A 26,110-nucleotide genomic window follows, 5' to 3' on the forward strand; every position below is an offset into this window, starting at 1 on the left:
ACCTCGCGAACGCCCCCGGCAGCATCCCGCTCTCCTCGAGGTCCGCGAGGATCCTCCCCCTGTCCTCCCTCGGGTACATCGCCCCTCCCATCCGGCGGTCCAGGATTCCGCCGCGCTTCCGAAACGAACGGTTTATAGGCGCCCCTCGGAGTAGCACGGGGCTACGCGCCAGCAAACCCGCAGGTAGCGCGGTTGCCAGATTTGCGGCTACTTGAGCACCCCCGTATAAAACGCTCGTTTCGCTCAATTTGGGTTTTGGAAGGGTGCGCAGAAGGAGCGTTAGGCGGCGCGGCGCGCCCGGATGGGCCTCCGAGCGCGCCGCGATGCGCCCTATTCCGAGACCGAGTACACCCAGCGCACCACATCGCCGTCCGAGAGCACGTAGTTGCTCGCGCTCGTCGCCGGCTGCGCGCCGTTCACCTGGTAGATCCAGCCGCTCGTGGCGCCGTGCTCCTTCTCGGCGAGGCCGCCGATGGACATGACGTAGACGCCAAACTGCGACGTGCTCGCGTTCACGGAGACCCCAAGCGCGCACAGGGCATCATAGGCGGTCGCGCCGCGTTCGAACGTGTACGTGCCGCTCGCCGAGACGGGGCTTCCCACCTGGGACGAGTCGATGCTCACGGAAATGGTCACCGTCTGCGAGCTCTCCGCGCCGCCTGCGGCTCCCGGGTTCGATGCGCTCGCGCCGCCCTGGGAGCTGGAGGAGTTCCCGCCGGAAGTAGCGTCCTGGTTGGATGAATTGCCCTGCTGTGAGCTCGCAGAGGACGTATCCTGCGCGGATGCACCGTCCGTCTGCTGAGCGGCAGCGCCATCCGCCTCGGAGGCATCGGCTGTACCCGCGTCCGTCGCGAGCTCCTCAGCCGTGGTGGCGGCGGACGAAGACCCGGCAGCCTGGACGGACTCCTCCGTGGTCTGGAAGAGCCAGGCGACCGACCAGCCGCCGTCCGCGCCGGGCCGCACGAAGCCCAAACACGCGACCACGATCACAAGGCATACCGCAATGCCCACGCCGGCGATGATGGCGCGGCGACGTCCCCCGTTCATCAGCGACCTCCCTGACGCTTGCCGAGGCCAAGAAAGAGCCCGATCGCGGCGATTCCCACGATGCCCGCGCCCACGCCGGCGATTGCCCAGAGGTTCATCCGGGACTCCGCGGGGGCCGCGAGCATGCGCGTCGCAACCGCTCCGCCCGCCTCGTCGGCCGAGGTCGCGACGGCCTCCGCCCCAGCGGCGTCAGCGGCAGCCTCTTCGCTGGCGCCGAGCGGCGTCGCGGCGGGAGCGACCGTGCCCACCGGGGTCATCAGGCTGGCACCGGGGGTGCCAGCGGGCGTGCCGCCCGCTGACGAGACCTTTCGCCAGCCAGCATGGAGCGTCATGCTCTCCGATACCGGCGTGGAGAAATCCCAGGCATGCGTACAGGCGGAATCGGTGAACCATCCGGTAAACACGTACCCAGGCCTTGTCGGCTTCTCAGGCTGCTGCACAAGCCCTCCGACCGGCACATAGACGGGAGCAACCTCGCTGCCGCCATGGGTATCGAACGATACGCTAACCTGGGCACGGCCGGAAAGCTTGAACAGCACGCCGGAGTCATTGAAGTAGTAAAGCGCGCCCTCGGGGTCGCAGATGACCGAAGCGATGCAGTACTGCTGCTCATCTGCATCGGGCACGTAGAGCTCGCGCGCCGCCGCATCGCCCACGCGATAGACGTACACGCCGCCCGGCAGGGCGTTGCAGGTGAAGTAGACGTAGGTGCCGTCCGCCTGCGTCGAGACCAACGGCGAGCTCTGCGCCGCGCCCTTCCCGCCGCGCACCGTGCGATCGACCGCGAGCGAATCCCCATCGATTACGGACAACGTGCCGTAGCCCTGGGCATCTACGCCGCAGACGAACACCTTGCCACCCGCGACCGCGGGCGTGGACGTGGAGGCCGCGGCGAATGAAACCGAACCCGCGAGCGCGAGCACATCGCCCGAGCGAACGACCTTATGCAGCGAGCCATCGCGCGCGACCGCGAAAAACGCATTCGGATCGGACTCGGAGACGACGATTCCCGCACGGCATGAAGCACCGATGGAGACTTGGGAGAGAACACCCCCCGTCTCGCCATCGATAAGCGACACGCGCCCGGCATCGTCGCCGATCACGATGTCATCACCCGATGCCACGGCACCTGCCCAGTAGTACCCCTCGAGTGTTCCCGTATCGGCGCTCTGCGCGGAGCGCTCCCACTTGACGGATCCGTCCGCCACGGAAACGCACACCAGCGCACCCGCGGTGCTGGGATTATCGTTCGAGCCGGGCACTCCGAACGCCGCATACACATAGCCATTGGATACCGTAAGCGTCGACGTAGCTTGGTAGGACGAGTCATCGAAGAGCCGCTGCGACTTCCAGACCGCCGTCAGCGTATCCGCCGTGAACGCCGTGAGCGTACCGTCATCGGCGGGCACGATGATGAGGCCATCCGCGTAGACGGGACGGCAGAAATACGCGATGGGAGCACCCACCTCGACCGATACAAGCAACGCTCCCGTTGCGCCATCGACCTTGCGAAGCGTACTGCCCACCACGAGGTACACGTCGCCGTTAACGATGATGGGGGCAGGTTCGCCCTCGTTGGCGCCGAAATCGTACGTCCAATCGAGACCCGCAGCCTCGGTCGGTGTCGGGGCGATCGTCACCGCGCCCGATGCGGTGCCGGATGCGAAGGGCCAAGAGGAGTCGTAGTCGGGACGCGGCGCATCGGGGGTGAGCTCGGTGTCTTCGCCATCATCGATTTCCGGAACCTTGTTGAAGGCGCCGTAATACATGGTAAGCGTGCTTCCCGGGTTCAGAGATAGATACTCAATCCATACATCCGCCCCCTCACCGTCGACCGCGAAGTACCATGCGTCGCCGTCTACGAGCCAGGTGTTATCGTCAACGGCGCCGGAGACGAGCGGCTCTCCGCCGGGTGCAGTGATGCTAAAGATTCGATGCATGGAATCGTCATCTGGGGCAGCCTCGAATTCGTGCGCGAGCCCGAGCTCATCAAGAGCGGCATTGATGACATCGAGCGTAGCGGAGGAATCGTTGATCGGGATATCGACCGTTCCCCAATCCTGCGGATCGCCCGCGGCATCACGACCGATCACGTTGATGGCAACGCTGCCCTGGCCAGGATCCTCTGCGGGCAGTTCGTCGCCATATGCAGAGTAATAGAGCGCAATGGAATCGCCGGGCTCAAGCTCGATACTACCTGCGCCCGTCTCCGCAGCCGTGCCGTTCTGGAACAGCTGCCAATACCTCCCCGTCTCCGCATCCCAGCCAAGCACGCTTCCGTCCGGCGAGGTGATGGTCGAAAGATAGTAGTCGCTTGTACCCTGGCCCGTCGCTTCGTGGGCGAGACCTTCCTCATCGAGTATCCGCTCGATAAGATCGGCTGCCGTAGAGCCCTCTTCGACCGTATAGGAAGCTTCAGGAACCCACACCTGCGTGTTCCCGGCGGCATCGGCTCCGATGATGGTTGCGGTGACCTCGATCTCGTCCGCGGCCACATCGACTTGATCGGACGATGCTTGCGGAGACGACGGGGAACCGACTTGTCCGGCTCCGCTATCCTGGCTGCCGTCCTCACTTACCATAGATGCCGAAGCGTCGGACACTTCCTCCGTCTCAGGCTCAGAGGATACTTGGTCGCCCTCGATGGATGGCTCGCTCAATTCGACTTGCTCGTCGTTCGCTTCCTCCTCGACGGCCGCCGCCCCGCTCGCCGCGGCGGCCTCCCCTGCCCAGGCTTGCGCGGGCACCAGGCTGAACGCGAGCAGCGCGCTGAGCGATGCCGCGAGCGCGCGGCGCGCGAGACCGGCCACATGGGAGCCGCGCGCGCCACCAGCGAACACGCCGCCCCGCGCCCCCGCCTCGTTCACCAATACATCTGTTCCATTCGGATTGCGGCGCATTGCGCGCCGCGTGCATCCAGCCATGCCGGATTCCTTTCCCCCAGGGCCTGGCACCTGCTCCGTTCGCGGTGCATACGATGTGAGGCGATCCGGCTTATCGCTGCTGTGCCGACGCGTCGCCGCCCGATCTACGGCGCGCTTCCCGCGGCACGCGAATCACGGTTACTGGTATAGCCGAGGCTTCGCACCCCGTTCCCCTGGACGGCCGAGGCCGCCCGTGCGTCTCCGCACCAACATCGAGGCCAATGATTGCGTGAGGCCTATGCTATCACAGCCGACCACCGCGAGCTGCGCGTCCGCCGCCACGCGACAGGCTGTACACGGGTGCCTCGCGAAACCCTCAAGCCTTAACCTTAAAGGTGAAGTTTAAACTCCATCGTTTCTTAACGATTCATTGAACGCGCAGGTCGCGCCCTATCCTAAACCTTCAACTTGAGCCTTAAACTTTAATCAGGGGGTTATTAATTACTTCGACCATACTATAATCGTTCTCGCGTTTCAGGCAACCAGATTGTCGAGGACATCTATGCGTGACACACACCGCTCTATCGTTCGCGTGATCGCCCGCCGGCCCGCCCGTGCCCTCACGTGCGCGGCGCTCGCCGTGGCCTTCGCCGCGACCCCTGCGCTCTCCCCCGTCTCCGCCTACGCGGTCTCGGCCGAGACCCAGGCAGAGCTCGAGGCGGCCACCTCCCAGGTCGAGGACTCCGCCGCCGCCTATGACGAGGCCGCTTCTAAGCTCGAGGACCTGCAGAAGCAGATCGACGAGAACACCGCCGAGATCGAGCGTCTCGAGCAGGAGATTCCCGAGCAGCAGGCCGCTGCCAGCGCCGCGATGCGCGACATGTACAAGTATCGCCAGGGCTCCAACCCGCTCGTGAACATCATGGTGGGCTCCGAGAGCATGAGCGACTTCATCACCACCTGCGCCTACATGGACCAGATCCAGAGCTCCAACACCGAGGCCATCGAGTCGCTGAACGAGATGCAGGCCGAGCTCGAACAGCGCAAGACCGAGCTCGATGCCCAGAAGCAGCAGCTCGAGGAGGAGAAGCAGGCTGCCGCCGATGCACTCGCCGAGGCGCAGGCGCTCCGCTCCGCCGCGCAGGCGCAGGCCGAGGCCGAAGCCGCCGCCGAGCTTGCCGCCGCCGCGAACGACACGTCCGCCGGCGAGGGTTCCGGCGTGAGCGGCGACAACCCCTACAGCTCCGCCGACCAGGGCGGCCAGACCGCCTCGACCGTCGTGAACTCCGGTGCCGTGAACTGGAACATGTCGCGTGACGACTTCGTCAACGAGTGGACTGGCCGCATCGACGCGTACCTCGCGGGCTCCCCGCTCGCCGGCTACGGCCGCGCGTTCGCCGATGCCGCGTGGACCTACGGCGTCGACCCGCGCTGGTCGCCCGCGATCGCCTGCATCGAGAGCACCAAGGGCCTCTACTGCGCGAACACCTGCAATGCCTGGGGCTGGACGGCCGTGGGCGGCGGGTTCGTGAGCTTCGGCAGCTGGGAAGAGGGCATCTACGAGCACGTGAGCTACCTGCGCGACATGTACGGCACGACCCTCACGCCCGCCGCCGCCCAGCGCTACTGCCCGCCCACCTGGCAGGACTGGTACAACAAGGTCGGCAACGAGATGAACCGCATGTAGCCTCGCGAGTCATTGGGGACGGGTTCGATTGACTCAGCCCCCAGCACCATACTGATATCAAAAGCCCCGCCCCGCGCGGGGTTTTTCATATGCGCCGAAACCCACGCGACCCGGTGCCCCACCGCAACCGACGGGGCACTGGGTAGTGTCATACGCCGTTCATGCGCCTATGCAGCCGGCGGTCTCTGCAAGCGACCGCCCGCGCGGGACGCTCTAGAGGTACTCCTCGATGACATCGCCGCTCTCGAGGTCGCGCGCCTGCGCACGCGCGCCGCTGCTCGAGATGTCCTGGCCGTTCTCGAGCACGAGCAGGTGCCCGTTCACCACGGCAGCCGTCGGGTTGTAGTAGTCGATATCGGTCGCGAGCGTGGTCGCGTCACCGCCCGAAAGCGGCACGGTCATGAGGTCCCAGCTCGTGATGTCATACTGTTCGACGGTGCCGTTCTCGAGGTAGACCGTGTCGTCGGACACCGCGAGCATCCTGATCCACTCATCGGTCCGGCCCGCGTACAGCGTCTCGTCCTCACCGGTCTCGGGATCGATGACCCTGATGTTCTGCGCGCCCGCCACCGTGTTGTAGAAGCAGCCCACGATCTTGCCGTTCGCGAGCGCAAGGTCGGTGACCGACTCGCCCTCGCCCATGAATACGCGCGAGGTGTCGCTGCCGTCCAGGTTCGCCACATAGATCGACGAATAGTTCTGCGCGCTGGAGTTGTAGGTGTTCTGCACGTAGTAGATCTTCTCCGGCGTCACGATGACGCTCGCGTAATTATCATCGAGCGTGCACTCCGTGCGCGGCTCCTCCTCGCCGTTGGCATCGATGCTCACGACGCGCATGGTGGAGATGTCGGCGTCGTAGGAGCCCTCGCTCAGCACGAGGTACGCGCGGTCGTCATAGGCGTAGAGCCCGCGCACCATGGTGTAGGCATCGTCGTCACCGCTCTGGTTGGTCAGGTCGAGCACCAAATGATCGCCCTGGCCATCACCGGTCACGCAGCGGAGCTGTGTATACGAGCTCGTGTTGTTGAAGCTCTGCGCGACGTAGTAGACGAGGTTACCGCTGGCGGCGATGCGCGTCACATAGAACTTCGGCGCCTCGTACGTGAGCGTGGGGTCGTCGGGCACGACGAGCACGTCCTCGAGCTCGGAGCCCGGCTTCGCGCGCACGATCGCCTGGCGCGTCACGCAGTAGAAGTAATCCCAGCCGTCCGCGCTCGAAGCGAGGCCGTAGCTCAGGCTCGCAGCATTCGCCTGCTCGTCGACTTCGTTGCTGTCGCCGCCGAAGAAGGAGCCGAACACGCCCGGCAGGACGAAGACCGCGAGAGCGATGACGGCCACCGCGACGACCGCGATGCCCGCGAGCGCAACGGGCAGCTTGCTGTGCTTGCGCGGGGCATGCACGTCGCCCGGGGCGACCACGCGCGTGCCCGTGACGGCCGAGGACGCGGTCGAGCCGCTTCCCGTGCCCGAATCCGCGATGGGCTCTTCGGTTGCCGCGGGCGCTGCGCTGGTGTCTGCGGCGCCGGTGCTCGCGGCTCCGGTGTCCGCGAGCAGGTCTTCAACCGGCGCGGAGGCTTCGGTCTGCGTGTCAGCCGCGGGCGCGCTCTCCTTCGCCGCATCCTCCGCCGGGGCCGGCTCCTGCACGACCACCGCCGGCAGCTCCGCCCCGCAGAAGGAGCAGAACTTCGCACCGTCAACGTTCTTCTTACCGCATTTCGGACAGAACATGATGACCTCCCCACCCGAGGGCGCATGCGCGGAACTCTTTCGTCCATTGTAGCAAGCGCGGGTGGGGCGCGGTCACGCACGCCACAGGGTTACCGCCCCGAAACTGATAAAAAGGTGTCTGACACCATTTTATCAATCAGACGCGGGCGCGGGACTTCGGGCGGATCGCGCCGCGATCGCAGCGGTTCCCCCACGAGTCGATGAGGTCGGCGTCGCGATACACGCACACGATCTCGCAGTGGTTCGCGCAGTGCCCGCACACCACCTCGCGCGTGCGGAACTCGAAGTCGTCGATATCGAAGCGGAACGGCTCGGAGCGCAGCACCGGGGCATCGGCCGCGAGGAGCGCCGCGCCGAAGCAGCCCATGAGGTGGCCGTCGGGGTCGACGAGCACCGGCATGCCGAGGGCGTCCTCGAACGCGCGCACCACGCCCACGTTCTTCGACACGCCGCCCTGGAACACCACGGGCGCCTCGATCTTCTTGCCTTTGCCCACGTTGTTCAGGTAGTTCGTCGCCACCGCGCGGCACAGCCCCGCGATGACGTCCTTCTTCTCGTAGCCCACCTGCAGCTTGTGCACGAGGTCGCTCTCGGCGAAGACCGTGCAGCGCGCGGCGATGTTCGCCGGCTTCTCGCTCGTGAGCGCGATCTCGCCGAACTCCTCGACCTCCACGCCCAGGCGGTGCGCCTGGCTCGAGAGGAACGACCCCGTGCCCGCCGCGCAGAGCGTGTTCATGGCGTAGTCCACGGCGATGCCGTTCTCGATGCAGATGATCTTGGAGTCCTGGCCGCCGATCTCCAGGATGGTGCGCACGTCCGGGTGCAGGAAGGTCGTGCCCACCGCGTGCGCCGTGATCTCGTTCTTCACCACCTGCGCCTCGAGCATCGCGCCCACGAGGCGGCGCGCCGAGCCCGTGGTGCCGATGGACATCACCTGCACCTCGTCCAGGTCGATCTGGCCGCGCAGGTCGTCCACCACGCGGCGGCACGCGCCCGCCGGGTCGCCCTCGGTCCACAGGTAGCTGCGGGCGATGATCTTCTTGTCCTCGTCGATCACCACGCCCTTCGTGGAGATGGAACCGGTATCGATGCCGAGATATGCCTTCATGAGCGAACCTTTCTCATCGCGATCATGTCGTAGAACGCCTCGAGGCGCGTGTCGAGGCCGGCGTCCGAGGTCTGGGTGTCGAAGGTGAGGAAGAGCACCGGCACGCGGTAGTCGCGGGAGAGGCGCTGCAGCACGGGCATGACGTCGATCTCGGGCGTGCAGCCGGCCGACTTGATGTGGATGATGCCGTCGTAGCCCTCCTCCGCGTAGCGCTTCGCCCACGCGATGTTGAAGGTCGAGGTGGGCCCCATGTCGTAGGAGCTGTACTCGGCGATGGCCGCGCGGGAGGCCTCGGCGTTGTAGTGCAGGTTGAAGCGGCTGATGGACATGCAGTTCGACACCTCCACGCCCAGGTCGAGCAGCTTGCGCTCCACGTCGAGGTTGCTCGTGGGGTCCTGCGCGGTGTAGTACTCGCCCACGATGCCCACGCGCACCGGGTGCTCCGGCTTGTCCAGGGGCAGCGCGTCGAAGGCGTCCATCGCCCGGCGAAACCCCGCCTCGATGTCCGCGTTCGTCTGCGCGGCGTCCATGTCCGAGAGGAAGCTGCGGCGCACGCGGTCGAACGACCCGGGCTCGACCTCGAAGGCGGCGTTGGCGAGGTAGCGGTCGCGCACCGCGTCGATGTGCTCGACCATGCGGTAGGCGCCGTAGAGGCTCTTCACGCCGTGCGCGATGGAAAGGTCCGGGTTCACGACCTTCTTGCAGTACGCCACGTAGTCGCGGACCTTGCCCGTCGCGACGTCCGAGAAGTTCAGCATGCGGAAATCCCCGTACCCCGCGTCGCGCAAGATCATCTCGGCGAGCTCGCCGTAGTAGTTGAGGCGGCAGAAGCCCGTGACCTGCACGAGCACGTCCGCGCCCGCGTCGAGCGCCGCCACGTAGTCGCCCATGATGTGCTTGAACGGCGTGCACACGTAGTCCGCGCTCATCTCGGCGCCGCGCTCGATCGTGGCGCGCGTGGGCGTGGGCGTGGGCACGTAGTCCGCGTCGAGCACCTGCTCGGCGAAGTAGCGGAACGCCGGCCCGTAGGAGCGGAAATGGAAGAACGCGACGCGGTGGCGCGAGTGGCGGTCGCGCTTGCGGTGCTTGCCGGTGAAGAACAGCGGCCGGGGCTCGCCGGGCTTGAGCGTGATGCGGCCGCGCTCCTCGCGGGGCTCGCGGGCGCAGGGCTCGCCGGCGCTCTGCTCGGGTTGCGAGGCGATCTTACGCATTGAGGTACCCGCCCTTCTTCTGGTAGGAAAGGATGTCGACGAAGCTCTCCACGCGCGTCTCGACGCCGGCGGTGCCCGCCTGGGCGTCCACGGTGAGCGTGAGGATGGGCTTGCCCTTGATGCAGCGCTCGATAGCGTCGTCGGCCATGGAGTCCGGGCCGCACGGATAGGCGCTCATGAGCACGATGCCGTCGATGTGCTCGTGCAGCATGAGGATCGAGCCGATGAGCTCGCGGTTCACCATCCACGGGATGGAGTGCGAGAACTCATAGCTGCGCTTGAGCGCGCGGGCGCGATCCGTCTCGTCCGCGAAGAGCACGCACGCGCCCAGGTCGCGCAGGGCGTCCTCCACCACGCCGCCCACGAAGGGGTCGTGGCTCACGTATGGGTGCGCCGCGACGAGGATGGTGAGCGGGCGCTCCGCGGCGGGCAGCTTGCCCAGACTCTTCACGAGCTTCTCCTGCTCGCGCGCCATGGCCTCGTCGTAGGAGCGCTGCGCCGTGCGGGCGGCCTTGTAGGCACGCGCGGCCTCCTTGCGGCTCGCGCCGAAGCGAGCGGCGAGGCCCTTGAAGGCGGCCTCCTCCGTCTCGCCGCGCAGCTCGTCGATGCGCAGCGAGATGATGCGCACGGGCTTCCCCGCCACCGCGAACGCGTTCGCCGCGAGGTCGGGCAGCGCCTGGAACTTCGTGCAGAACGTATCGAAGCGGCCGTAGCCCATGAGGCTCGGCACGAAGACCGCGTCCACGCCGGCGTCGATGAGCGCGCTCACGTGCCCCAGGAAGAGCTTGGAGGCCAGGCAGCACTCGTCGACGGAGAGCCGGTCGCCCACCTCGAGCGTGCCGCGGTCGGACGGCTCGTCGAGCACGACATCGCGCCCGAGCTGCTCGAAGAACGTGCGCCAGGCGATACCGTAGCGGTAGTACAAGAGGGCGCGCGGGATCCCGACGCGCCGCACATCGACAAGATCGGCCCGCTGGCCGAATTCTAATGACATAGACACCCCAATCGTCGATAGTGGAGTATTTTACGCACGCGCGCGGCGGGGTCAACCGTGGGTACGCAAACGCCGTGCTTGCGAGCGGGCGCTATCACACGGGAAGGACGATACTCGCGACGACGATCGCGAGCACCGCGATTCCCAGGTAGATCGCGATGGCTTTCGCGTCCTGCCTGCGGGTTCTTCGCGCGAGCGCGGGAGCGAAGCGCTCGAACGGCCGGCGGTCGAGCATGAGGTAGAGCGCGCCCAAGATGATCGGGTACGTTACGAGCCAGATGATGCAGAAGTTGTACCAGAACGGCTCTTGGGCGAGCGATCCATCGGGCTCGACCGTCGAGATGCAGGCCTGCCAGAAGAAGGCGATGGCAACGAGCACGAGCGCGCCGTTTCGCAGCCAGGTGCGCCAGGGAGCGCGCGGGCGGCGCGGCAGCGCCGGCGCGGGCGTCTCGCGAGGGACAGGCGCGGGCGGCAGGTCGACGGTGGCGCCAGGGGCGGTGGGCGCCGGGGTTGCTGCGCGCGACGGGGCGGCGACAGGTGCGGGGGCGGCGGAGGTCACAGCGGGCGTCGCCTGGGCGCGCGGCGCGGATTCCGCATCCCGAGATGCATCCGTCGCCGCAAGGAACGCCTGCTTGAGGGCATCGGCGCTCGCGTAGCGCGCGGCGGGGTCGAAGGCAGCCGCCTTCAGCACGACCTCCGCCAGCACCGGCGCAACGCCGCGCGCGGCCAGCGCGTCCGCCGCGGGCAGCCCCTCGGGCTCTGTCCCCGTCAGGCAGAAGAGCAGCACCATGCCGAGCGCGTAGACATCGCTGCGCACGCTCGTCTGCCCGAAGCCGAACTGCTCGGGCGGGGCGTAGGCGCGCGTGCCGAAGCGGACGGTGTCCGCGCCCTCGCCTGCGCGGTAGCGGCGCGCGATGCCGAAGTCGATGAGCGTCGCCGAGACGCCGTCCGACCGGTTCGAGATGATGATGTTCGCGGGCTTCACGTCGCGGTGGATGAGCGGCGGGTCGATGAGGCCGTGCAGCTCGGATACCGCGTCGCAGACCTCCGGGAAGAGCGCGCGGGCGAATGCGGTGCCGCCGCCGTCGGCGCTGACGAGCGCGGCGAGCGTCGCCCCCTCGACGTACTCGGACACGACGACGAGCGCGTCCTCGGTCTTGTAGCAATCGATGATGCGCGGCAGGTGGACGAAGCGCATGCCCGCGCGCTGCAGCTCGAAGAGGGTCTCGTACGCCGCCCCGACGCCCTCGGCGCGCGCCAGGCGCTTGCGCACAAAGGGGCCGAGCTCCCCGCCGTTCGCCCCCTCGAACATGACGAGCTCCGTCGCGGCGGGCTGCGCGTTAGGGCCGGAGGGCGCCTCCCCCTCCGGGCTCAGGGGCCGCACCACGCGGTAACACGCATCGCGCTCGAGCGCTGCAAGGTAGCGCGCGAGCTCGTCCTGTTCATCTGCGTGTTCCCGAGAAGCCATCGTCCACCCGTCGCCGTTCGAACTGCCATGCTTCGAGCCTACCACGGACGAACGTAAAATAACCCCAGGGGGTTTTTTGACATGGACGGCGCGCGCAACTCCATGCCGGCGCTTAGCCGAGCGTGGCCTCGCCGAAGCGATAGAGCTCCTCGTTCACCTTCTGCAGCGAATAGCTGTGGTCGATGCTGAAGATGATGATCGCGTCGCGCCGATCCTTGCAATAGAGCTCGTTCGCCCCGGCCGCCTTGAGCAGCCGGTTCGTCTCGCGCAGGGTGAGCGCCATGGCGAACGCGATCTGCAGCACCTTGTCGCGCGAGGGGTTGCGCTGCCCCTTGAAGATCTGGTACCCGAAGGTCTCGTTGAGGTTGGCCATGCGGACCACCTGCGAGCGCTTGAGGTGCTTGCGCTCAAGCAGCTGGGAGAGGTAATCGGGCAGCGTCGGAGCGGTCGCGGGACGCCCGTCCAAGAAGGCGTCGATGCTCGGCGCCGCTATGAGCTCGTCGAGCAGTTCCTCGGTCAGTCGCTCGGCCACGATACCCCTCCCCTCGATACGCGCTTAGAATCCCATCACATCGATGAGCTCGTACGAGGCGACCTCATCGGGCGAGGCAGTGCCGTACGCCTCGAACTTCCACACGCCGCCGGGCTGCAGGTTGTTCGTGTTGGCGAGCGCCGTCCCCACCTGCGCACCGTCCGCGTCGTACAGGTTGTATTCGACCTGAATATAGCTCACCTCGTCCTCGGTGTTGTTCGTGAGCGTGCCATCGATGAAGACCGCGTAGGGGTTCGAGGTGTCCATCGCCTCGTCCGTGATGGTGTACGGCTCCTGCTCCTCAGCCTGCTGGGTCTCTGCCTGCCCCGCGGCGTCCGGAGCGTCGGCGGAGTCGGAGTTCCCGCCGAGCGCCGTCCCCGCGACGCCGATCACCACGAGCACCGCGAGCACGATCAGCACGATCTTCCCGATGCCCTTTTTCCCGTTCTTGGCCATGATGTCATCCTTCCCGTTACGTGGAACGTCAGCCGGATCGCTCGCCGCGCGTCCGATCCTTGCGTTCACTGTATCGGGCGATTCCGCTCATTTCATTAGCTGCCAGCTAATGCGGACGTTTGGTTGCGTTGGGACATCCGGCGGCGGTCGTGAGACAATACCCCCTGCCCTATCCATCGCATCCAGCGGAGCATCTATGAATATCAACCACGCGATCCTGCACATCCTCGACGCGCAGTCGGCCGTCACGGTCTTCTCGGAGCAGGAGCTCGAGCTCGACACGCGCGCCGTGCGGTCGTTCGTCATGAAGCACCTCAAACGCGCGCGCAACGCCGCCGACAACCGCCCCGGCTCCTTCACCGAGGACAGCGCCTTCGCGGGCGAGCTCAAGCGCTACCTCTTCGGCGAGCGCGGGTTCGTCGACCTCTCGCAGCAGGTCGCGGAGTTCCTCACCGACCAGCTCACCCACGCCGAGAAGCCCTCGTCCGCCGACATCCTCGTCGCCGATTTCGAGGACGACGCCGACGAGCGCTGGTTCGCCATCCTCATCATGGAGAGCCGCATGGCCTTCATGCACGAGGTGGACAACGCGGCCGGCGGCGTCGTGGCCAAGATCGCGCGCCACCACGCCATCCTCCCCGCTCCCACGCAGAAGATCAGCTCCTACGCCCTCGTGCGCGCACGCGACCTTTCGGTGCTCTACCAGGACAAACCCCGCACGATCATGGGCTCTGAGACGCAACTCATCGTCGACGGCCTGCTCCAGTGCACCGCGGGCACCTCGGCCAAGGAGGTCATCGACGTCGTGACGCGCGCGGTGGCCGAGGCGGCGGAGGAGCACGGCGCGAACGCGGCGGTCGCGCTCGCCGCGACGAAGGCGGCCATGGTCGAGCAGGTGGAGGACGACGAGGAGCTGCCGCCCTGGGATATCGTCGACGAGGTGTTCGCCGAGGAGCCCGCCCTGCAGGCAAGCGTGCGCCAGAAGCTCGAGGAGGAGCACGTGCCCGAACGCGTGGCCGTCGAGCGCGCGCATGCCGAGCGGCCGAGCGTGCGCAACCAGAAGATCCGCACCGACACGGGCATCGAGATCACATTCCCCGTCGAGATGGGGCGGAATCCCGAGTTCATCTCGTTCAAGAACGAGCCGAACGGCCTCATCTCCATCGAGCTCAAGAACATCGGCGCCATCGAGAGCCGCTGACGCGGCGTACGCCGGGCGCGGAGGCTGCGCGCTGCCGGCGGGTGGCCATTTTTTCCGATTTTGTGACATCATTCCTGGAAAACGGCGGTGCGACTTCCCCACCGCCCTGGTAGACGACACGGATATCCCAGCTGTGGAGCCATCGCACCGCCCTTGCCGCAGGATCCGTGTCACAAAACGGGAAATAATGGCCACAAGACGCTTCGATGGGCGATTCGCCGCGCGCGGCGAGCTGTCGCAGCCCACATTCAGCGCCGATCGAGACGATTGCGCGCGGTTCACACCCCGCGCGCCTGGCCCCGGGCGGTTAATCGCCTTCCTTGGAACCGAGCCCGTCGAGCAGGTTGCCCGCGGCATCCGCCACCTTGTCGATGGTCGCGGTGCGCGCGAGGGCGCGAACCACCTCGCCCACGCATTCGCGCTGCTCCGGGTCGAGGGCGTCGACGGCTTCGCGCATCGCGGGCACGCTCGTCCGCCAGTCGTCGCGGATGTCGGCGAAGCGCTCGGCGCCGGTCGCGCCCAAGACGTCGAAAAGCGTGTCGATGAAGCGACGGCGCTCCTCGGGCTCGAAGCGGTTCATCCAGCTCTCGATCGTGCTCGAGAGGTAGCGCGCGCTCGCGGTGAGCCCGTCCGCGTAAACGAAATCTCGCCCCTCGACCTCCCAGAGGAAGGGGTTGTGCTGGAGGATCGAGACGCCCGAGCTCTCCACGACGCGCACGTCGGCGCCGTCGTCCATGATAAGCCCTATGACCGAGGATTTCGGCACCGTCTTCGCCACGCGCCCGCGCACGCGGCGGTACCCCTCCCCTTCGAGGAACGCGGGCGGAAAACCGGGACCGTCGTGGGAGAACGCCGCGAGCACGCGATCCTGCACCGTGCGCGGGACGGTCGCGGCGGCGTACACCGCAAGGTTCCCGCCCTTCGAATGCCCACCGAGGTACAGGGGACCCGCCACGCTGGACGCCACGCGCTCCACGTACGCGCGCGCCTCCTCCTGCGCCGGCACCGGGCAGGACGAGGCCATATTGAAGTCTTCCTTCCACCCCACGAGCGTGGAATCCGTCCCGCGGAACGCGAGGTAGGCCTCGCCCGTGGGCAGCAAAAACGTCATGGCGGCGAACTGCTCCTCGACGTCCGCATCCGTCTTGAAGCGCAGGCGCGTGAGCCGCACGCTGCGGAAGCGCGGGCTCGCGCACACGGCGAAGAGCAGCTCGCGGCTGCCGTCGGCATCGAAGCTCGTGCCGAACATCTCGTCGAAGTCCTCCGCGCGCATAAGCTCGTGCAGGGCGATGCCCTCATCGGTGCGCGCAGCCTCGAGCGCGGGCGTGAGGCGGAAGTACGCGAGCCACGACAGCACGAGGCTGTCCACTAGGCACAGCGGGCGCGCGTCGAAGCCGTCGAGCTGCGTCTGCGCGTAGGTGAGGAACGACCCGGGCTTCTTGTGCGCGCCGGACGCCTGCAGCGAGGACGGGGACGGCGCGGTGCCGTCCCCGTTCACCTCGTCGATGGATGCAGCAGCTGGGGCGGCGTCGCTGCCGGCCGCATCCCCCGGGAGCACCCGCTTCAGCGCGCCGGGGATGTCGGGCAGGTGGTCGGACAGCCTCGGCATGGCAGCCTCCTAGAGCTCGACCTCGATACCGTCGATGACGTCGCGCAGCGCCTTGGCGGAGCGGTGCAGCTCGGCGAGCTCTTCCTCATCGAGGGAGATGGGCACGCGGCACTCGACGCCGTCGCGGCCGACGATGGTGGGCATGGAGATCGCAACGTCGGAGATGCCGTACTCGCCCACCATGAGGGCAGAGATGGGCAGGATGCACTTCTCGTCGCGCATGATGGCGGTGCACAGGCGCTTCACGCTCATGGCGATGCCGTAGTACGTGGCATGCTTGCGGTCGATGATCTCGTAGGCGGCGTTCTTCACGTCCTCGGCGATGCGGCGCTCCGCCTCCTCGTGGTCGAAGTGGCCGCGCATCTCGCAGAAGTCCTTGAGCGGCACGCCCGCCACGTCGGCGCTCGACCACACGGCGAGCTCGGAGTCGCCGTGCTCGCCGATGACGTACGCCTCGACGTCGCGCGGGTCGACCCCCAGGTGCGCGCCGAGCGCCTCCTGCAGGCGCGCGGAATCGAGCACGGTGCCCGAGCCGATCACGTGGCCCTCGGGCAGGCCGGACATCTTGATGGCGGCGTAGGTGAGCACGTCGACAGGGTTGGACACGATGAGCAGGATGCCCTCGAAGCCGCTGTCGCGGATTTGCGGGATGATGCCCTGGAAGATGCGGACGTTCTTGTTCACGAGGTCGAGGCGCGTCTCGCCCGGCTTCTGGGCGGCGCCGGCCGTCACGACGATGATGGCGGCGTCCGCGGCGTCGGCGTAGTCGCCCGCGTAGATCTTCATGGGGGTGGCGAACGGCGTGCCGTGCGCGATGTCGAGCGCCTCGCCCTCGGCACGCGCGCGGTCGACGTCGATGAGCACCATCTCGGAGAACAGCCCGCTCTGCATGAGGGCGAACGCCGACGATGAACCCACGAAACCGCAGCCCACCACGGCTACCTTGCGATTGTTGACCATATGCAGCTCCTTATCTCTTCGCCGGCGCGCGACCCTTGCGGCGCGGCGGCACCTGCATGGCACAAGGCCTACAACCCGTTTCCTACCCAGTATCTCGTCGCTCTAAATCCCGGCGGCCTCGATGGCGTCGACGGCGGCGCGCAGCCCCTCGGGCGGCAGCACGAGCGCCATGCGCACGTAGCCCTCGCCCGACGGCCCGAAGCTCGCGCCCGGCGTCACCACGACGCCCGCACGCTCCATGAGCTCCTCGCAGAACGCCATGGAATCCGTGCGGCCACCGGGCAGCTTCGCCCAGACGAACATCGTGCCGTGCGCGTTCGGCCGCTCCCAGCCGATGCGCTCGAGGCCGTCGCACAGGGCGTCGCGGCGCTCCTGGTAGCGCAGGCGCTGCTGCTCGACCTCGTCGCGCGGGCCGGTGAGCGCGGCGATCGCGGCCTTCTGGATGGGGAAGAACATGCCGAAGTCGATCTGGCTGCGGAGCTTCGCGAAGGCGGCGACCACGTCCGGCCGGCCCACGATGAAGCCGATGCGCGCGCCCGTCACGTTGAACGACTTCGAGAGCGAGAAGAACTCCACGCCCACCTCGAGCGCGCCGGGGTAGCTGAGGAAGCTCCCGCCCGCCGGGCCGTCGTAGACGATGTCCGAGTACGCGTTGTCGTGCACGATGAGCAGGTCGTGCTCGCGCGCGAACTGGATGAGCTCCTCGTAGAGCTCCGGCGTGCCGACGCTGCCCACGGGGTTCGCCGGCAGCGAGACGATCATGTACTTCGCGCGGTCTGCAACCGCGGGGTCGATGCCGGCGACGTACGGAAGGAAGTCGTGCTCGGCAGAGAGCGGGTAGTACGCTAGCTCGCCGTCCGCGATCTTCACACCCGCCTCGAAGACCGGGTAGCACGGATCCGGCACGAGCACGATGTCGCCGGGGTCGAGCAGCGCGAGCCCCAGGTGGCCGACGCCCTCCTGCGTGCCGTTGCACGAGGCCACCATGTCGGGCGTGATGCCCTCGACGCCGAAGCGCCGCGCGTAGTAGTCGCACACGGCCTGCTTGAGCTCGGGCAGGTCGCCCAGGCTGTACTTCCACTGCGCGGGATCCGCCGCCGCGTCGCGGAGCGCCTCGACCACATTCGCGTAGGGCGCGAAGTCCGGCGTGCCTACCGAGAGGTTGTAGATGGTGCGCCCCTCGGCCTCGAGCTGGAGCCGCTTGGCGTTGAGCGAGCTGAAGACCTCGGCACCGAAGCGGTCGAGTCGCTGGGAGAACTGCATGTTCATCATCCTTTCAATGCGTCAAAAAGGGACGGGTTCAAAACGTTACCTTTTGCTTCATTTGGGGACAGGTTCCGACCTCGATGCCGCCGGGGCGCGCAGAGCCTGTCCCCGAATATGGCAAAAGGTAACGTTTTGAACCCGTCCCTTTATGATCAGGGTTCGAGGGAGTCGATCTCGGCGAGCCAGAGGCGGGCGCTCGCGTCGCTCGGCATGCGCCAGTCGCCGCGCGGCGAGAGGGTCACCGAGCCCACCTTCGGCCCGTCCGGCAGGCAGCTGCGCTTGAACTGCTGGGCGAAGAACCGCCGGTAGAACACGCGCAGCCAGCTCCAGATCGTGTGCACGTCGTAGGTGCCCGCGAACGACCGGCACGCCATGCGAAAGATCTTCCCCGGCGCGAACCCGAAGCGCAGCAGGTGGTAGAGGAAGAAATCGTGCAGCTCGTACGGCCCCACGAGGTCCTCCGTGCGCTGGGCGATCTGGCCGTCGCCCGTGGGGGGCAGAAGCTCAGGCGAGACGGGCGTGTCGAGGATGTCGAGGAGCGTGCGCTCGATCTGGCCGCCGAACGCGTCCGCCGCATAGCGCACGAGGTGCCGCACGAGCGTCTTGGGCACGCTCGCGTTCACCCCGTACATGCTCATGTGGTCGCCGTTGTACGTCGCCCACCCGAGCGCGAGCTCGGAGAGGTCGCCCGTGCCGATCACGAAGCCGCCGGCCTGGTTGGCGATGTCCATGAGCAGCTGCGTGCGCTCGCGCGCCTGGCTGTTCTCGTAGGTGACGTCCGTCACCGCGGGGTCGTGCCCGATGTCGCGGAAATGCTGCTCCACGGCTGCGTGGATGGGAATCTCGCGGAAGTCGACGCCGAGCGCGGCGGCGAGCGTCGCGGCGTTGCCCTTCGTGCGCCCGGTCGTGCCGAAGCCGGGCATCGAGACCGCCGTGATGCCCGTGCGGTCGAGCCCGATGGAGTCGAACGCGCGCACGGTCACGAGCAGGGCGAGCGTGGAATCGAGGCCGCCGGAGAGGCCGATGACCGCGTGCCGCGTGCCGGTGTGCGCGAGGCGCGTGGCGAGGCCGGCCGCCTGCAGGCTGAAGATCTCCTCGCAGCGCTCGGCGAGGTCGCCATGGTCTGCCGGGACGAACGGCGTCCGCGGGAAGACGCGATCGATGTCGAGAGCGCTGCGCATGAGGTCGGGCGCATCCCGCGCCATCTCGCCGGCGAAGGAGAAGCGCACCTCGCAGCAGGCACCCTCCCCGCCCGCCGGGCGCTTCCAGGTGTTCGAGCGCCGGCGCTCCGCCACGAGGCGGTCGATGTCGACGTCCGCCACGGCCATGTCGCAGCTCATGAGCGGCGTGCGCGCGAGCAGGCTGCCGTTCTCCGCGATGAGGTTCTCGCCGGCGAACACGAGGTCGGTGGTCGATTCGCCCGCCCCGGCGTCCGCGTAGGCGTAGGCGCAGTACAGGCGCGCGCTCTGACCGCGCACGAGGTCGCGCCGGTACGCCGCCTTGCCCACGACCTCGTCGGACGCGGAGGGGTTCAAGATGATGGTCGCATCTCCCGCGAGCGCCATCTCGGTGCTCGGCGGCGCGGCGACCCAAAGGTCCTCGCAGATCTCCACACCCACGGCGACGTCCTGGAGCAGGGGGTCGACGCAGCGGTAGACGAGACCCGCTCCGAGCGGCACCGAGTCCTCGCCCGCGAACGGCACCCAGCGGGGCTCGACCGGCGCGGGCTCGAACCAGCGCTGCTCGTAGAACTCGCCGTAATTGGGCAGGTACGACTTCGCGGTGAGGCCGAGGAGCTCGCCCGCGCAGCACACGGCGGCGCAGTTGTAGAGCGCCCCGCCCGCCGCGACGGGCAGGCCTACGGTGAGGAGCACGGGCACGTCGCGCGTCTCGGCGAGGAGCCACGCGAGCGCGCGCTCGCAGGCGGTGACGAGCGGGCGGTTCTGGAACAGGTCGCCGCAGGTGTACCCCGTGAGGCAGAGCTCGGGGAGCGCGAGCGCTCCCACGCCCGCCTCGGCCGCCGCGCGCACGCATGCGAGCACGGCGCGCGCGTTGCCCTCGACATCCGCCACGCGAATCTTCGGCGTGGCCGCCGCGATGCGGAAGAAGCCGTCCGCAGCGGGGTCTGCGCCCCCGGCCACGGGTATCGTATCGAGCTCGCCCATCGTCGCTCCCCTTCGTCTCAGAACACGTGTCCCCCATGATACCGCGTCGCCCGGAGCTCCGCGAACCGATTATCCAGACCCTGTGGTATCCGCTCGGCGGGCGTGCGCGCGCGGGCGCGTCGGGTAAGAATGTAGGGCACCGCGCGGACTCGGCCGGGCGGTACCGAAGCGATTCCCGGGAGGCACCATGGCACCCGATTTGAACAACACCACCGTCCGCGATGCGGACAAAACCCGTGTCTATTCGGCAGACGAGACCCGCGCCCGCGGCGTGGATATGGCCCGCGCCCACGCTGCAGACGAGACCCGCGTCATCGCGCAGTCCTCGAGCGAGCGGGACGTGTCCATCGGCAACACCCTGGCCTACGAGCGCGCGCAGAAGCCCGGGCTGTTCGACGGCCTCTCGCTCGCGCAAATCATCGCCGGCGCCGCGGCCGCGGCCACCTCGGTGATGCTCGCGTCGCAGATCGGCATCGCGGGCTCGGTCATCGGCGCGGCGGTGAGCTCGGTCGTGACGGTCGTCTCCTCGCAGATCTACCGCCGCTTCATCACGGCGAGCGCCGACGCGATCAAGAGCGCGCACACCAAGGGAGGCGACATCCCCGCAAACGGCTGGGAGACGGGCGCGAGCTTCGAGCGCGACGCGAACGGCCAGCTCTCCGCCGAGGAGCGCGCCTACCCGGGCGCCCGCGTCGCCCCCGAGCGGCTCCGCGCCCGGGCGAAGGCGGCGCGCGCGGCCACGCAGCGCAAGGTCATCGGGTTCTCGGTGGCGGCCGCCGTCGTCGCCGTGGGCGTCTGCGCCGCGATTATCCTCGCCACCACCGCGGGCGAGGGCCTGGGCGCGAAGCCCGCTCCCCTGTTCTCGTCGCAGGACAGCGCGCGGGATGAGCGCGTGGACGAGACGACGACCCCTGCGGACGAGACGGAGCCCAGCACGACGACGCCCGAGACGCCCGACACGAGCACGACGAAGCCAGATGACGATACGACGGAAGACGACCAGGACAGCAGCACCGCGACGACGCCCGAAACGCCGACGGACAGCGACCAGGACGCCGCGGACGGCGGCGACCAGACGACCGCGACGACGCCCGGCACGGGCGACGGCTCGACGAGCGGGGGCGACACCACGGACGGCGCGAACGCCGCGTCCGCGTAGGGCGCGCCGGCCCGCGGCCGCATAGCGATGCGCGCCACCTGCCCTCCCCGCCCCGCAGCGCACGCTCGCGACGGCAAACGGCCACGCCTTGGGAGGCGATGGTAAGATGCTTGTCGAACAACATCGAGCAAAGGGGCATCATGGCATCGCAGCAACAACCGCAGCTGAATCAAAACAACCGCATCTACCTCTACGGGCTGCTCCGCTCAACCATCGGGGTTGGCCGCCAGGCGTTCATGACGCAAATCGAGGAGGCGCTCGCGAGCGATGGGCTCGACGCCGCGTCGCTCGGGTACGGCGGCGTCCGCGAGCTGCTTGAGGAGCTCGACGAGTTCGTCACGCTCACCGTGTTCAAGGGCGGGCGCGTCTACGCCACCCTCGTCGCGCAGCCCGAATGGGACGCGATCCTCGACGCGGCGGGCGACGGGGCGACGGGGAAATCCGGCAAGCCCTGGAAGCGCAAGCGCGGGCAGCGCACGCTGAAGCCGGTGCGGCCGCGCGCCGTGGTGGTCGAGACCGAGGTCGAGGCGGAGGTCGTCGAGGCGGCCGCCGATGAGGTTGCCGAGAGCGCGGATGCCCCTGCCGAGCCCGAGCAGGCACCCGAAGGCGAAGCGGCGGCAGAGGACGCTGCCGTGGAAACCATGCAGGCCAAAGAGACCGAGGATGGCGTGCAGGAGGCGGACGAGGCGCCTGCGGCGACGGCCGAGCCTGAACCCGTGACGGCGGCAGAACCCGAGCCCGCGTCCACACCGACCTCTCAGCCAGAGCCCGAGCCCGCGCCCGAGCCGTCCATCTCGCTCACCGTCATCTATGACCCGGAGCACGCGAACGCCGGCATCCAGACCCTTGCGTCCACCCCTGCGACGGCGGGGAATCCGGAACGCGTCAACGCCGGAGAGGTCGCGGCAGACGCGCAGCCGGTCACGGCAGGCCCGCAGCCGGACGCCGCGAGCGCAGAGCCGCCGGCTGTTCCCCTCGCCGCCCCGCGCACCGAGCGCGCGCAAAACACCGTGGTAGCAGCGGCAACCCCGACGCCGCAGTCCGCGCCCGCGGCTCCCGAGCCCGCACCCGAGCCGCCCATCGACCCGGAGACCTACCCGCAGGATTTCACGACCGACGTCTGGTGCCCGACGAGCCTGCTCCATGAGCTTTCCGCCCTGCTGCCCCTCGGCGCGGACGCCCTCGGCATCGCCGGCGAGTGGTTCCTCATCGCCATCGAGCGCGGCACCGCCGAGCTCGGCCGCAAGCGCATCGCCTTCCCGCTGCGCTACATCCGCGACGGCGAGCGCCGCACGGCGACCATCCGCCTCAAGCACCGCTCCCCCGACACCCCCGGAGCACCCTGGGCGATCGAAGCCATCGAAACCGACTAGCGAGAAGCAACGCAACACAGCGCGCAAGGCCATTCGGGGCGGGTCTCACCGAGTCATCCGACTCGTGGAAACCCGCCCCGAGGGCATCGCCAAGCGTTTCAAAACAGCAATGCGACGTTATACCGTCCCCCGCCGCCGCTCCAAGCGCATCCACCACACAAGGGACAGCAGACCGACCGCTGCGATGAAGCATGAAGAACCGAACAGCACCGCCTGGACACCGAAGGCATCTGCCATGGCAGGCGCTGCGAGCACAGGCAGCACACCCGCGCTCATAAGACCGAACCGCACGAACCCCATGACGCTGCCAAGGTGTTCGAGCGGTGCCCGCTCCTGAACAAGGCTCATCTGCAACGGTTCCAAGAAACCCCAAGCAAGCCCGTTGATCGCCTGCCCGAGAATGGCGACGGCCAAGATGTCGGTTCCCACATACACCATCGACCCGATTCCGACGAGCAACAGCGACGCCAGCAGGGCGCGGACGTTCGCGAAGCCCGCCGGCACGCGCGTGAGCACGTATGAGCCTATCGATGACGTCACGCCAACGACCGAGGAGAGCAGCCCGAGCCAGACGATGTCCACGTGCAGTACATCGCGATAGAAGAGCGACTCGAGCGAATCGAAGGCACCGAATGCGAAGTTGCCGAAAAACCCTGAGAAGAAGATCACGCAGAGCCCTATGGATGTGAAGGTGAGCCGCGCTCCGGCACCTATGCGTGCAAGCGCCCCCTGCCGCTCCGCCGTGTCACGCGCCGGCTGACGCACCTCGTTGCAGCGCCAAGCCAACACAAGCGCCACCGCCATGAGCGCCGCCATGAACAGGTAGACCGATCGCGTCGGGAACACCGCAACGAGCAGGCCGCCCGCAATCGGCCCGAGCGTGTACGCGATATTGCTGTAGAACATCATGAGCCCGTTCAAGCGTTGCCGCTTCATGGAATCGGGCTCAAGGTATCCGGGAAACGCATGGGTGCAGGTATTGATGCAGCCGCCCGATATTCCCAAGAAAACCGCCGCGGCGAGAAGCACGCCTGCCGTCGTGGGCACAAGCCCCACGATAGTGCTCGCGATGATGGTGAAGGCGAGCGTGAAAAGCGTAACGCGCCGCGGCCCCCAGTGGTCGATCGCGGCCCCGGCGCCCATATTGCCAATCGATGTTGCCAGATTGCGGACAAGTGTGATGCCCGCGACAAGAAGCGCGCCTCCTCCCAAGTCATACGTTGCGATTCCTATCAAACCCAGAAAATACACCGCGTTGTTGGCGCACCATTGGAGCGACTCGATACCGATGAGCCGCCAGTCGGATGCGCTGAGCTGCGCGCGTGACACGATATCAACTCCACTTGCATGTTCTCTTACGTATCGTATGGTGCAAATCCATGGGCGCGCCCGGACGATCACCATGTGACCGCCCGGGCGCTTCCATCGCGCAAAGCGCTGTATAAGCTATGCCAAGACGCCGAAGTACACGCCGATGACGCCCACGAGCATCGTTCCCAAGATCAGAATGGTCGGCGAAACCTTCTTGCCCAGCAGCCAGTAATAGAGCCCCATGCAGATGAGCGCGAACATGCCCGGCAGGATGCTGTCGAGCACATCCTGCAAGGCGGTGACCTCATCGCCCGATCCAAACTGAACCGCGATTTCCGCCCAGAACATATCGACGGTCATAGATCCGAGCACCATGATGCCCACGATGCCGGCGATGGTCATGACCTTGTCCATGATGCCGTTCTGCTGCGCGGCCTCGAGCATACCCACACCCAGCTCATAGCCCTTCTGAACACCCCAGATACGCAAAGCGAACGCAGGGATGTTGTAGATGAGCAGGAACACGAGCGGGGCAAGCGGGTTGCCCATCTGCGCCATCGATACACCGATACCAGCCGCAAGAACACGAAGCGTGGTGAGGAAGATGGAGTCACCGATGCCGGACAAGGGCCCCATGAGCGCAGCTTTGACTTCGTTGACGGAAGCGGCGGGAATCTCCCCGCGGGCGATCTTCTCCTCCATGGATGCAGCGATACCGCCGACGAATGGGGCGAACTGGACGGTGATGTTGAAGAACGAGGTATGGCGCTCCAGTGCGGCGGCATAACCCTCGGGATCATCGTGGTAGATCTTCTTCAAGATCTTGTCCATCATGACGCCGAACGCAAGACCCATCTGGTTTGCATAGGTCCAAGAGTACTCGACACCGAGCGAGCCGACGTTCAATGACATCCTGATAAGGTCGCTTTTGGTGATCGCATAGGGGTTTTGCCCCATCTCAAGCTTAGAAGTCATCGTCGTCCCCCTCCAATGCAGGAGCAGCAGCCTTCGGCTTCATGATGCCGGTGTACTCAATGCCGATGATGATGGACAGCAGCGCCACACCCAGCACGGGCACGCCGATGTAGGCGGTCAGCAAGAACCCCAGGAAATAAAAGGGCAGCAGCCGCTTCGTCAAGATCATGCGGGCAAGCATGGCGAATCCCATGACAGGCAGGATATTCGCGCCGGCAGCAAAGCCGTTGAGCACGAACTCGGGCACGACGCCCACGATCCACGCAACCGCGTCGGAACCAAAGTAGATCGCGCAGAAGTGCACGATGAAATACAGCGGTTGCGCCCAGGTGCCGATGACCCAGTGCAGGCCAAGCAGTTTGCCGCTCTCGCCCTTTTGGGCGAACTTCGGAATGAACGTCAGCAACCAGTTGGAAATGGGCTGGCAGAGATTCTCAAGCGCGAGCACGATGGTGCCGATGGGCAGGGCCAGGCCGACGGCCACATCGATATCGACATCGAGCAGCACGACGTAGGCGGTGCACAGCACTGCCGCCGACGTGCAATCCGGCGGAACATACGCGCCGATGGACACCGAACCCATGAACAGCAGCTCAAGGCTCGCGCCGAGTGCGAGACCGGTCTGAAAATCACCGAGTGCGGCTCCCACAACCGGGCAGACGACGATCGGACGAAAGGCGTACAACGTTCCCAGCTGGTAATCGAAGAAGCCGAAGAACAGATACAGGAGACTGCAGATCGCAGCTTTGAATACCATGCTCACTCCTTACGCTCAGTAGTCGAACTGGTGGTAATAGCGGCGGTACTTGAGGTTGTGCTTGGTGACGGTCTCGTAATACGCCGCCAGGCGATCCGTTACCAGCGAGCTCAGGATCCACGGCGAGACGATGACGCGGAAGTCGTCGTCGAGGCCGGGGATGGCGTACTCGGCGGTGTCGATCACCACGACGTCCTCGTCCTTGGTGCGGTCGGCGAAGTTGGTGAGGAAGGCCTCGA

20 protein-coding genes and 1 pseudogene are annotated in these 26,110 nt (G+C 67.0%); 4 read left to right on the forward strand and 17 right to left on the reverse strand.

Going from position 1 to position 26,110, the window contains the following annotated elements; translation table 11 throughout:
* Nucleotides 1-330 precede the first annotated feature (330 nt).
* Nucleotides 331-1,047, reverse strand: coding sequence for a DUF4430 domain-containing protein (locus tag B5G02_RS09090; RefSeq protein ID WP_094335985.1), 717 nt, complete (start codon nucleotides 1,045-1,047; stop codon nucleotides 331-333).
* Nucleotides 1,047-3,971, reverse strand: a complete 2,925-nt coding sequence (locus tag B5G02_RS09095) for an InlB B-repeat-containing protein (RefSeq protein ID WP_241146216.1) — start codon at nucleotides 3,969-3,971, stop codon at nucleotides 1,047-1,049. Before B5G02_RS09095 ends, B5G02_RS09090 begins: the two co-directional genes overlap by 1 nt.
* 502 nt (nucleotides 3,972-4,473) lie before the next feature.
* Between B5G02_RS09095 and B5G02_RS09100 the strand changes: the two genes are divergently transcribed.
* On the forward strand, nucleotides 4,474-5,598 hold the full coding sequence (locus B5G02_RS09100) for a coiled-coil domain-containing protein (protein ID WP_232385481.1): 1,125 nt from the start codon (nucleotides 4,474-4,476) through the stop codon (nucleotides 5,596-5,598).
* 213 nt (nucleotides 5,599-5,811) lie between these two features.
* Here the strand turns inward: B5G02_RS09100 and B5G02_RS09105 are convergent, their stop codons facing one another.
* From B5G02_RS09105 to B5G02_RS09135, 7 genes are all read right to left on the reverse strand, one after another.
* Nucleotides 5,812-7,326, reverse strand: coding sequence for a zinc ribbon domain-containing protein (locus B5G02_RS09105; protein ID WP_094335987.1), 1,515 nt, complete (start codon nucleotides 7,324-7,326; stop codon nucleotides 5,812-5,814).
* 136 nt (nucleotides 7,327-7,462) lie between these two features.
* Nucleotides 7,463-8,434 carry an acyl-CoA dehydratase activase gene (locus tag B5G02_RS09110; RefSeq protein WP_094335988.1) on the reverse strand — a complete coding sequence of 324 codons (972 nt, stop codon included), beginning with the start codon at nucleotides 8,432-8,434 and terminating at the stop codon, nucleotides 7,463-7,465.
* Nucleotides 8,431-9,645, reverse strand: coding sequence for a hypothetical protein (locus B5G02_RS09115; RefSeq protein ID WP_094335989.1), 1,215 nt, complete (start codon nucleotides 9,643-9,645; stop codon nucleotides 8,431-8,433). Before B5G02_RS09115 ends, B5G02_RS09110 begins: the two co-directional genes overlap by 4 nt.
* Nucleotides 9,638-10,639 carry an acyl-CoA dehydratase activase-related protein gene (locus tag B5G02_RS09120; RefSeq protein ID WP_241146217.1) on the reverse strand — a complete coding sequence of 334 codons (1,002 nt, stop codon included), beginning with the start codon at nucleotides 10,637-10,639 and terminating at the stop codon, nucleotides 9,638-9,640. The genes B5G02_RS09115 and B5G02_RS09120 overlap by 8 nt, the downstream gene beginning before the upstream one ends.
* Nucleotides 10,640-10,733: 94 nt before the next feature.
* On the reverse strand, nucleotides 10,734-12,107 hold the full coding sequence (locus B5G02_RS09125; RefSeq protein WP_094335990.1) for a serine/threonine protein kinase: 1,374 nt from the start codon (nucleotides 12,105-12,107) through the stop codon (nucleotides 10,734-10,736).
* Between the two features lie 112 nt (nucleotides 12,108-12,219).
* Nucleotides 12,220-12,639 carry a helix-turn-helix transcriptional regulator gene (locus tag B5G02_RS09130; protein ID WP_019238796.1) on the reverse strand — a complete coding sequence of 140 codons (420 nt, stop codon included), beginning with the start codon at nucleotides 12,637-12,639 and terminating at the stop codon, nucleotides 12,220-12,222.
* Between the two features lie 24 nt (nucleotides 12,640-12,663).
* Nucleotides 12,664-13,095, reverse strand: a complete 432-nt coding sequence (locus B5G02_RS09135) for an FxLYD domain-containing protein (RefSeq protein WP_094335991.1) — start codon at nucleotides 13,093-13,095, stop codon at nucleotides 12,664-12,666.
* A 196-nt stretch (nucleotides 13,096-13,291) separates the two neighbouring features.
* Between B5G02_RS09135 and B5G02_RS09140 the strand changes: the two genes are divergently transcribed.
* The gene (locus tag B5G02_RS09140; RefSeq protein ID WP_019238798.1) at nucleotides 13,292-14,296 is read left to right on the forward strand and encodes a nucleoid-associated protein; all 1,005 of its coding nucleotides are present in this window, start codon (nucleotides 13,292-13,294) and stop codon (nucleotides 14,294-14,296) included.
* A gap of 307 nt (nucleotides 14,297-14,603) precedes the next feature.
* Here B5G02_RS09140 and B5G02_RS09145 read toward each other — a convergent pair whose 3' ends face one another.
* The 4 genes from B5G02_RS09145 to B5G02_RS09160 form a co-directional block, all read right to left on the reverse strand.
* On the reverse strand, nucleotides 14,604-15,905 hold the full coding sequence (locus tag B5G02_RS09145) for a DUF2974 domain-containing protein (RefSeq protein ID WP_094335992.1): 1,302 nt from the start codon (nucleotides 15,903-15,905) through the stop codon (nucleotides 14,604-14,606).
* Nucleotides 15,906-15,914: 9 nt separating this feature from the next.
* Complete coding sequence (locus B5G02_RS09150) at nucleotides 15,915-16,865, reverse strand: L-lactate dehydrogenase (protein ID WP_019238800.1); 951 nt, start codon at nucleotides 16,863-16,865, stop codon at nucleotides 15,915-15,917.
* Between the two features lie 102 nt (nucleotides 16,866-16,967).
* On the reverse strand, nucleotides 16,968-18,128 hold the full coding sequence (locus B5G02_RS09155) for a pyridoxal phosphate-dependent aminotransferase (protein WP_094335993.1): 1,161 nt from the start codon (nucleotides 18,126-18,128) through the stop codon (nucleotides 16,968-16,970).
* Nucleotides 18,129-18,283: 155 nt separating this feature from the next.
* Nucleotides 18,284-20,296, reverse strand: a complete 2,013-nt coding sequence (locus tag B5G02_RS09160; RefSeq protein ID WP_094335994.1) for an NAD(+) synthase — start codon at nucleotides 20,294-20,296, stop codon at nucleotides 18,284-18,286.
* A gap of 187 nt (nucleotides 20,297-20,483) precedes the next feature.
* Between B5G02_RS09160 and B5G02_RS09165 the strand changes: the two genes are divergently transcribed.
* Entirely contained in the window at nucleotides 20,484-21,455 is a 972-nt protein-coding gene (locus tag B5G02_RS09165) for a hypothetical protein (RefSeq protein WP_232385482.1), read from the forward strand.
* 140 nt (nucleotides 21,456-21,595) lie between these two features.
* Nucleotides 21,596-22,828, forward strand: coding sequence for a hypothetical protein (locus B5G02_RS10105; RefSeq protein ID WP_026088992.1), 1,233 nt, complete (start codon nucleotides 21,596-21,598; stop codon nucleotides 22,826-22,828).
* A 117-nt stretch (nucleotides 22,829-22,945) separates the two neighbouring features.
* Here B5G02_RS10105 and B5G02_RS09175 read toward each other — a convergent pair whose 3' ends face one another.
* The 4 genes and pseudogenes from B5G02_RS09175 to B5G02_RS09190 form a co-directional block, all read right to left on the reverse strand.
* Entirely contained in the window at nucleotides 22,946-24,157 is a 1,212-nt protein-coding gene (locus tag B5G02_RS09175) for an MFS transporter (RefSeq protein ID WP_019238804.1), read from the reverse strand.
* Nucleotides 24,158-24,274: 117 nt separating this feature from the next.
* Nucleotides 24,275-25,114 carry a PTS system mannose/fructose/sorbose family transporter subunit IID gene (locus B5G02_RS09180; RefSeq protein WP_026088993.1) on the reverse strand — a complete coding sequence of 280 codons (840 nt, stop codon included), beginning with the start codon at nucleotides 25,112-25,114 and terminating at the stop codon, nucleotides 24,275-24,277.
* Nucleotides 25,104-25,871: a PTS mannose/fructose/sorbose/N-acetylgalactosamine transporter subunit IIC gene (locus B5G02_RS09185; RefSeq protein ID WP_019238806.1), complete on the reverse strand. Its 768-nt coding sequence runs from the start codon at nucleotides 25,869-25,871 to the stop codon at nucleotides 25,104-25,106. Before B5G02_RS09185 ends, B5G02_RS09180 begins: the two co-directional genes overlap by 11 nt.
* A gap of 15 nt (nucleotides 25,872-25,886) precedes the next feature.
* Nucleotides 25,887-26,110, reverse strand: a pseudogene (locus B5G02_RS09190) (SIS domain-containing protein); the annotation flags it as partial.

Origin of the sequence: [Collinsella] massiliensis, assembly GCF_002161605.1 — a bacterium.
Lineage (GTDB): Bacteria > Actinomycetota > Coriobacteriia > Coriobacteriales > Coriobacteriaceae > Enorma.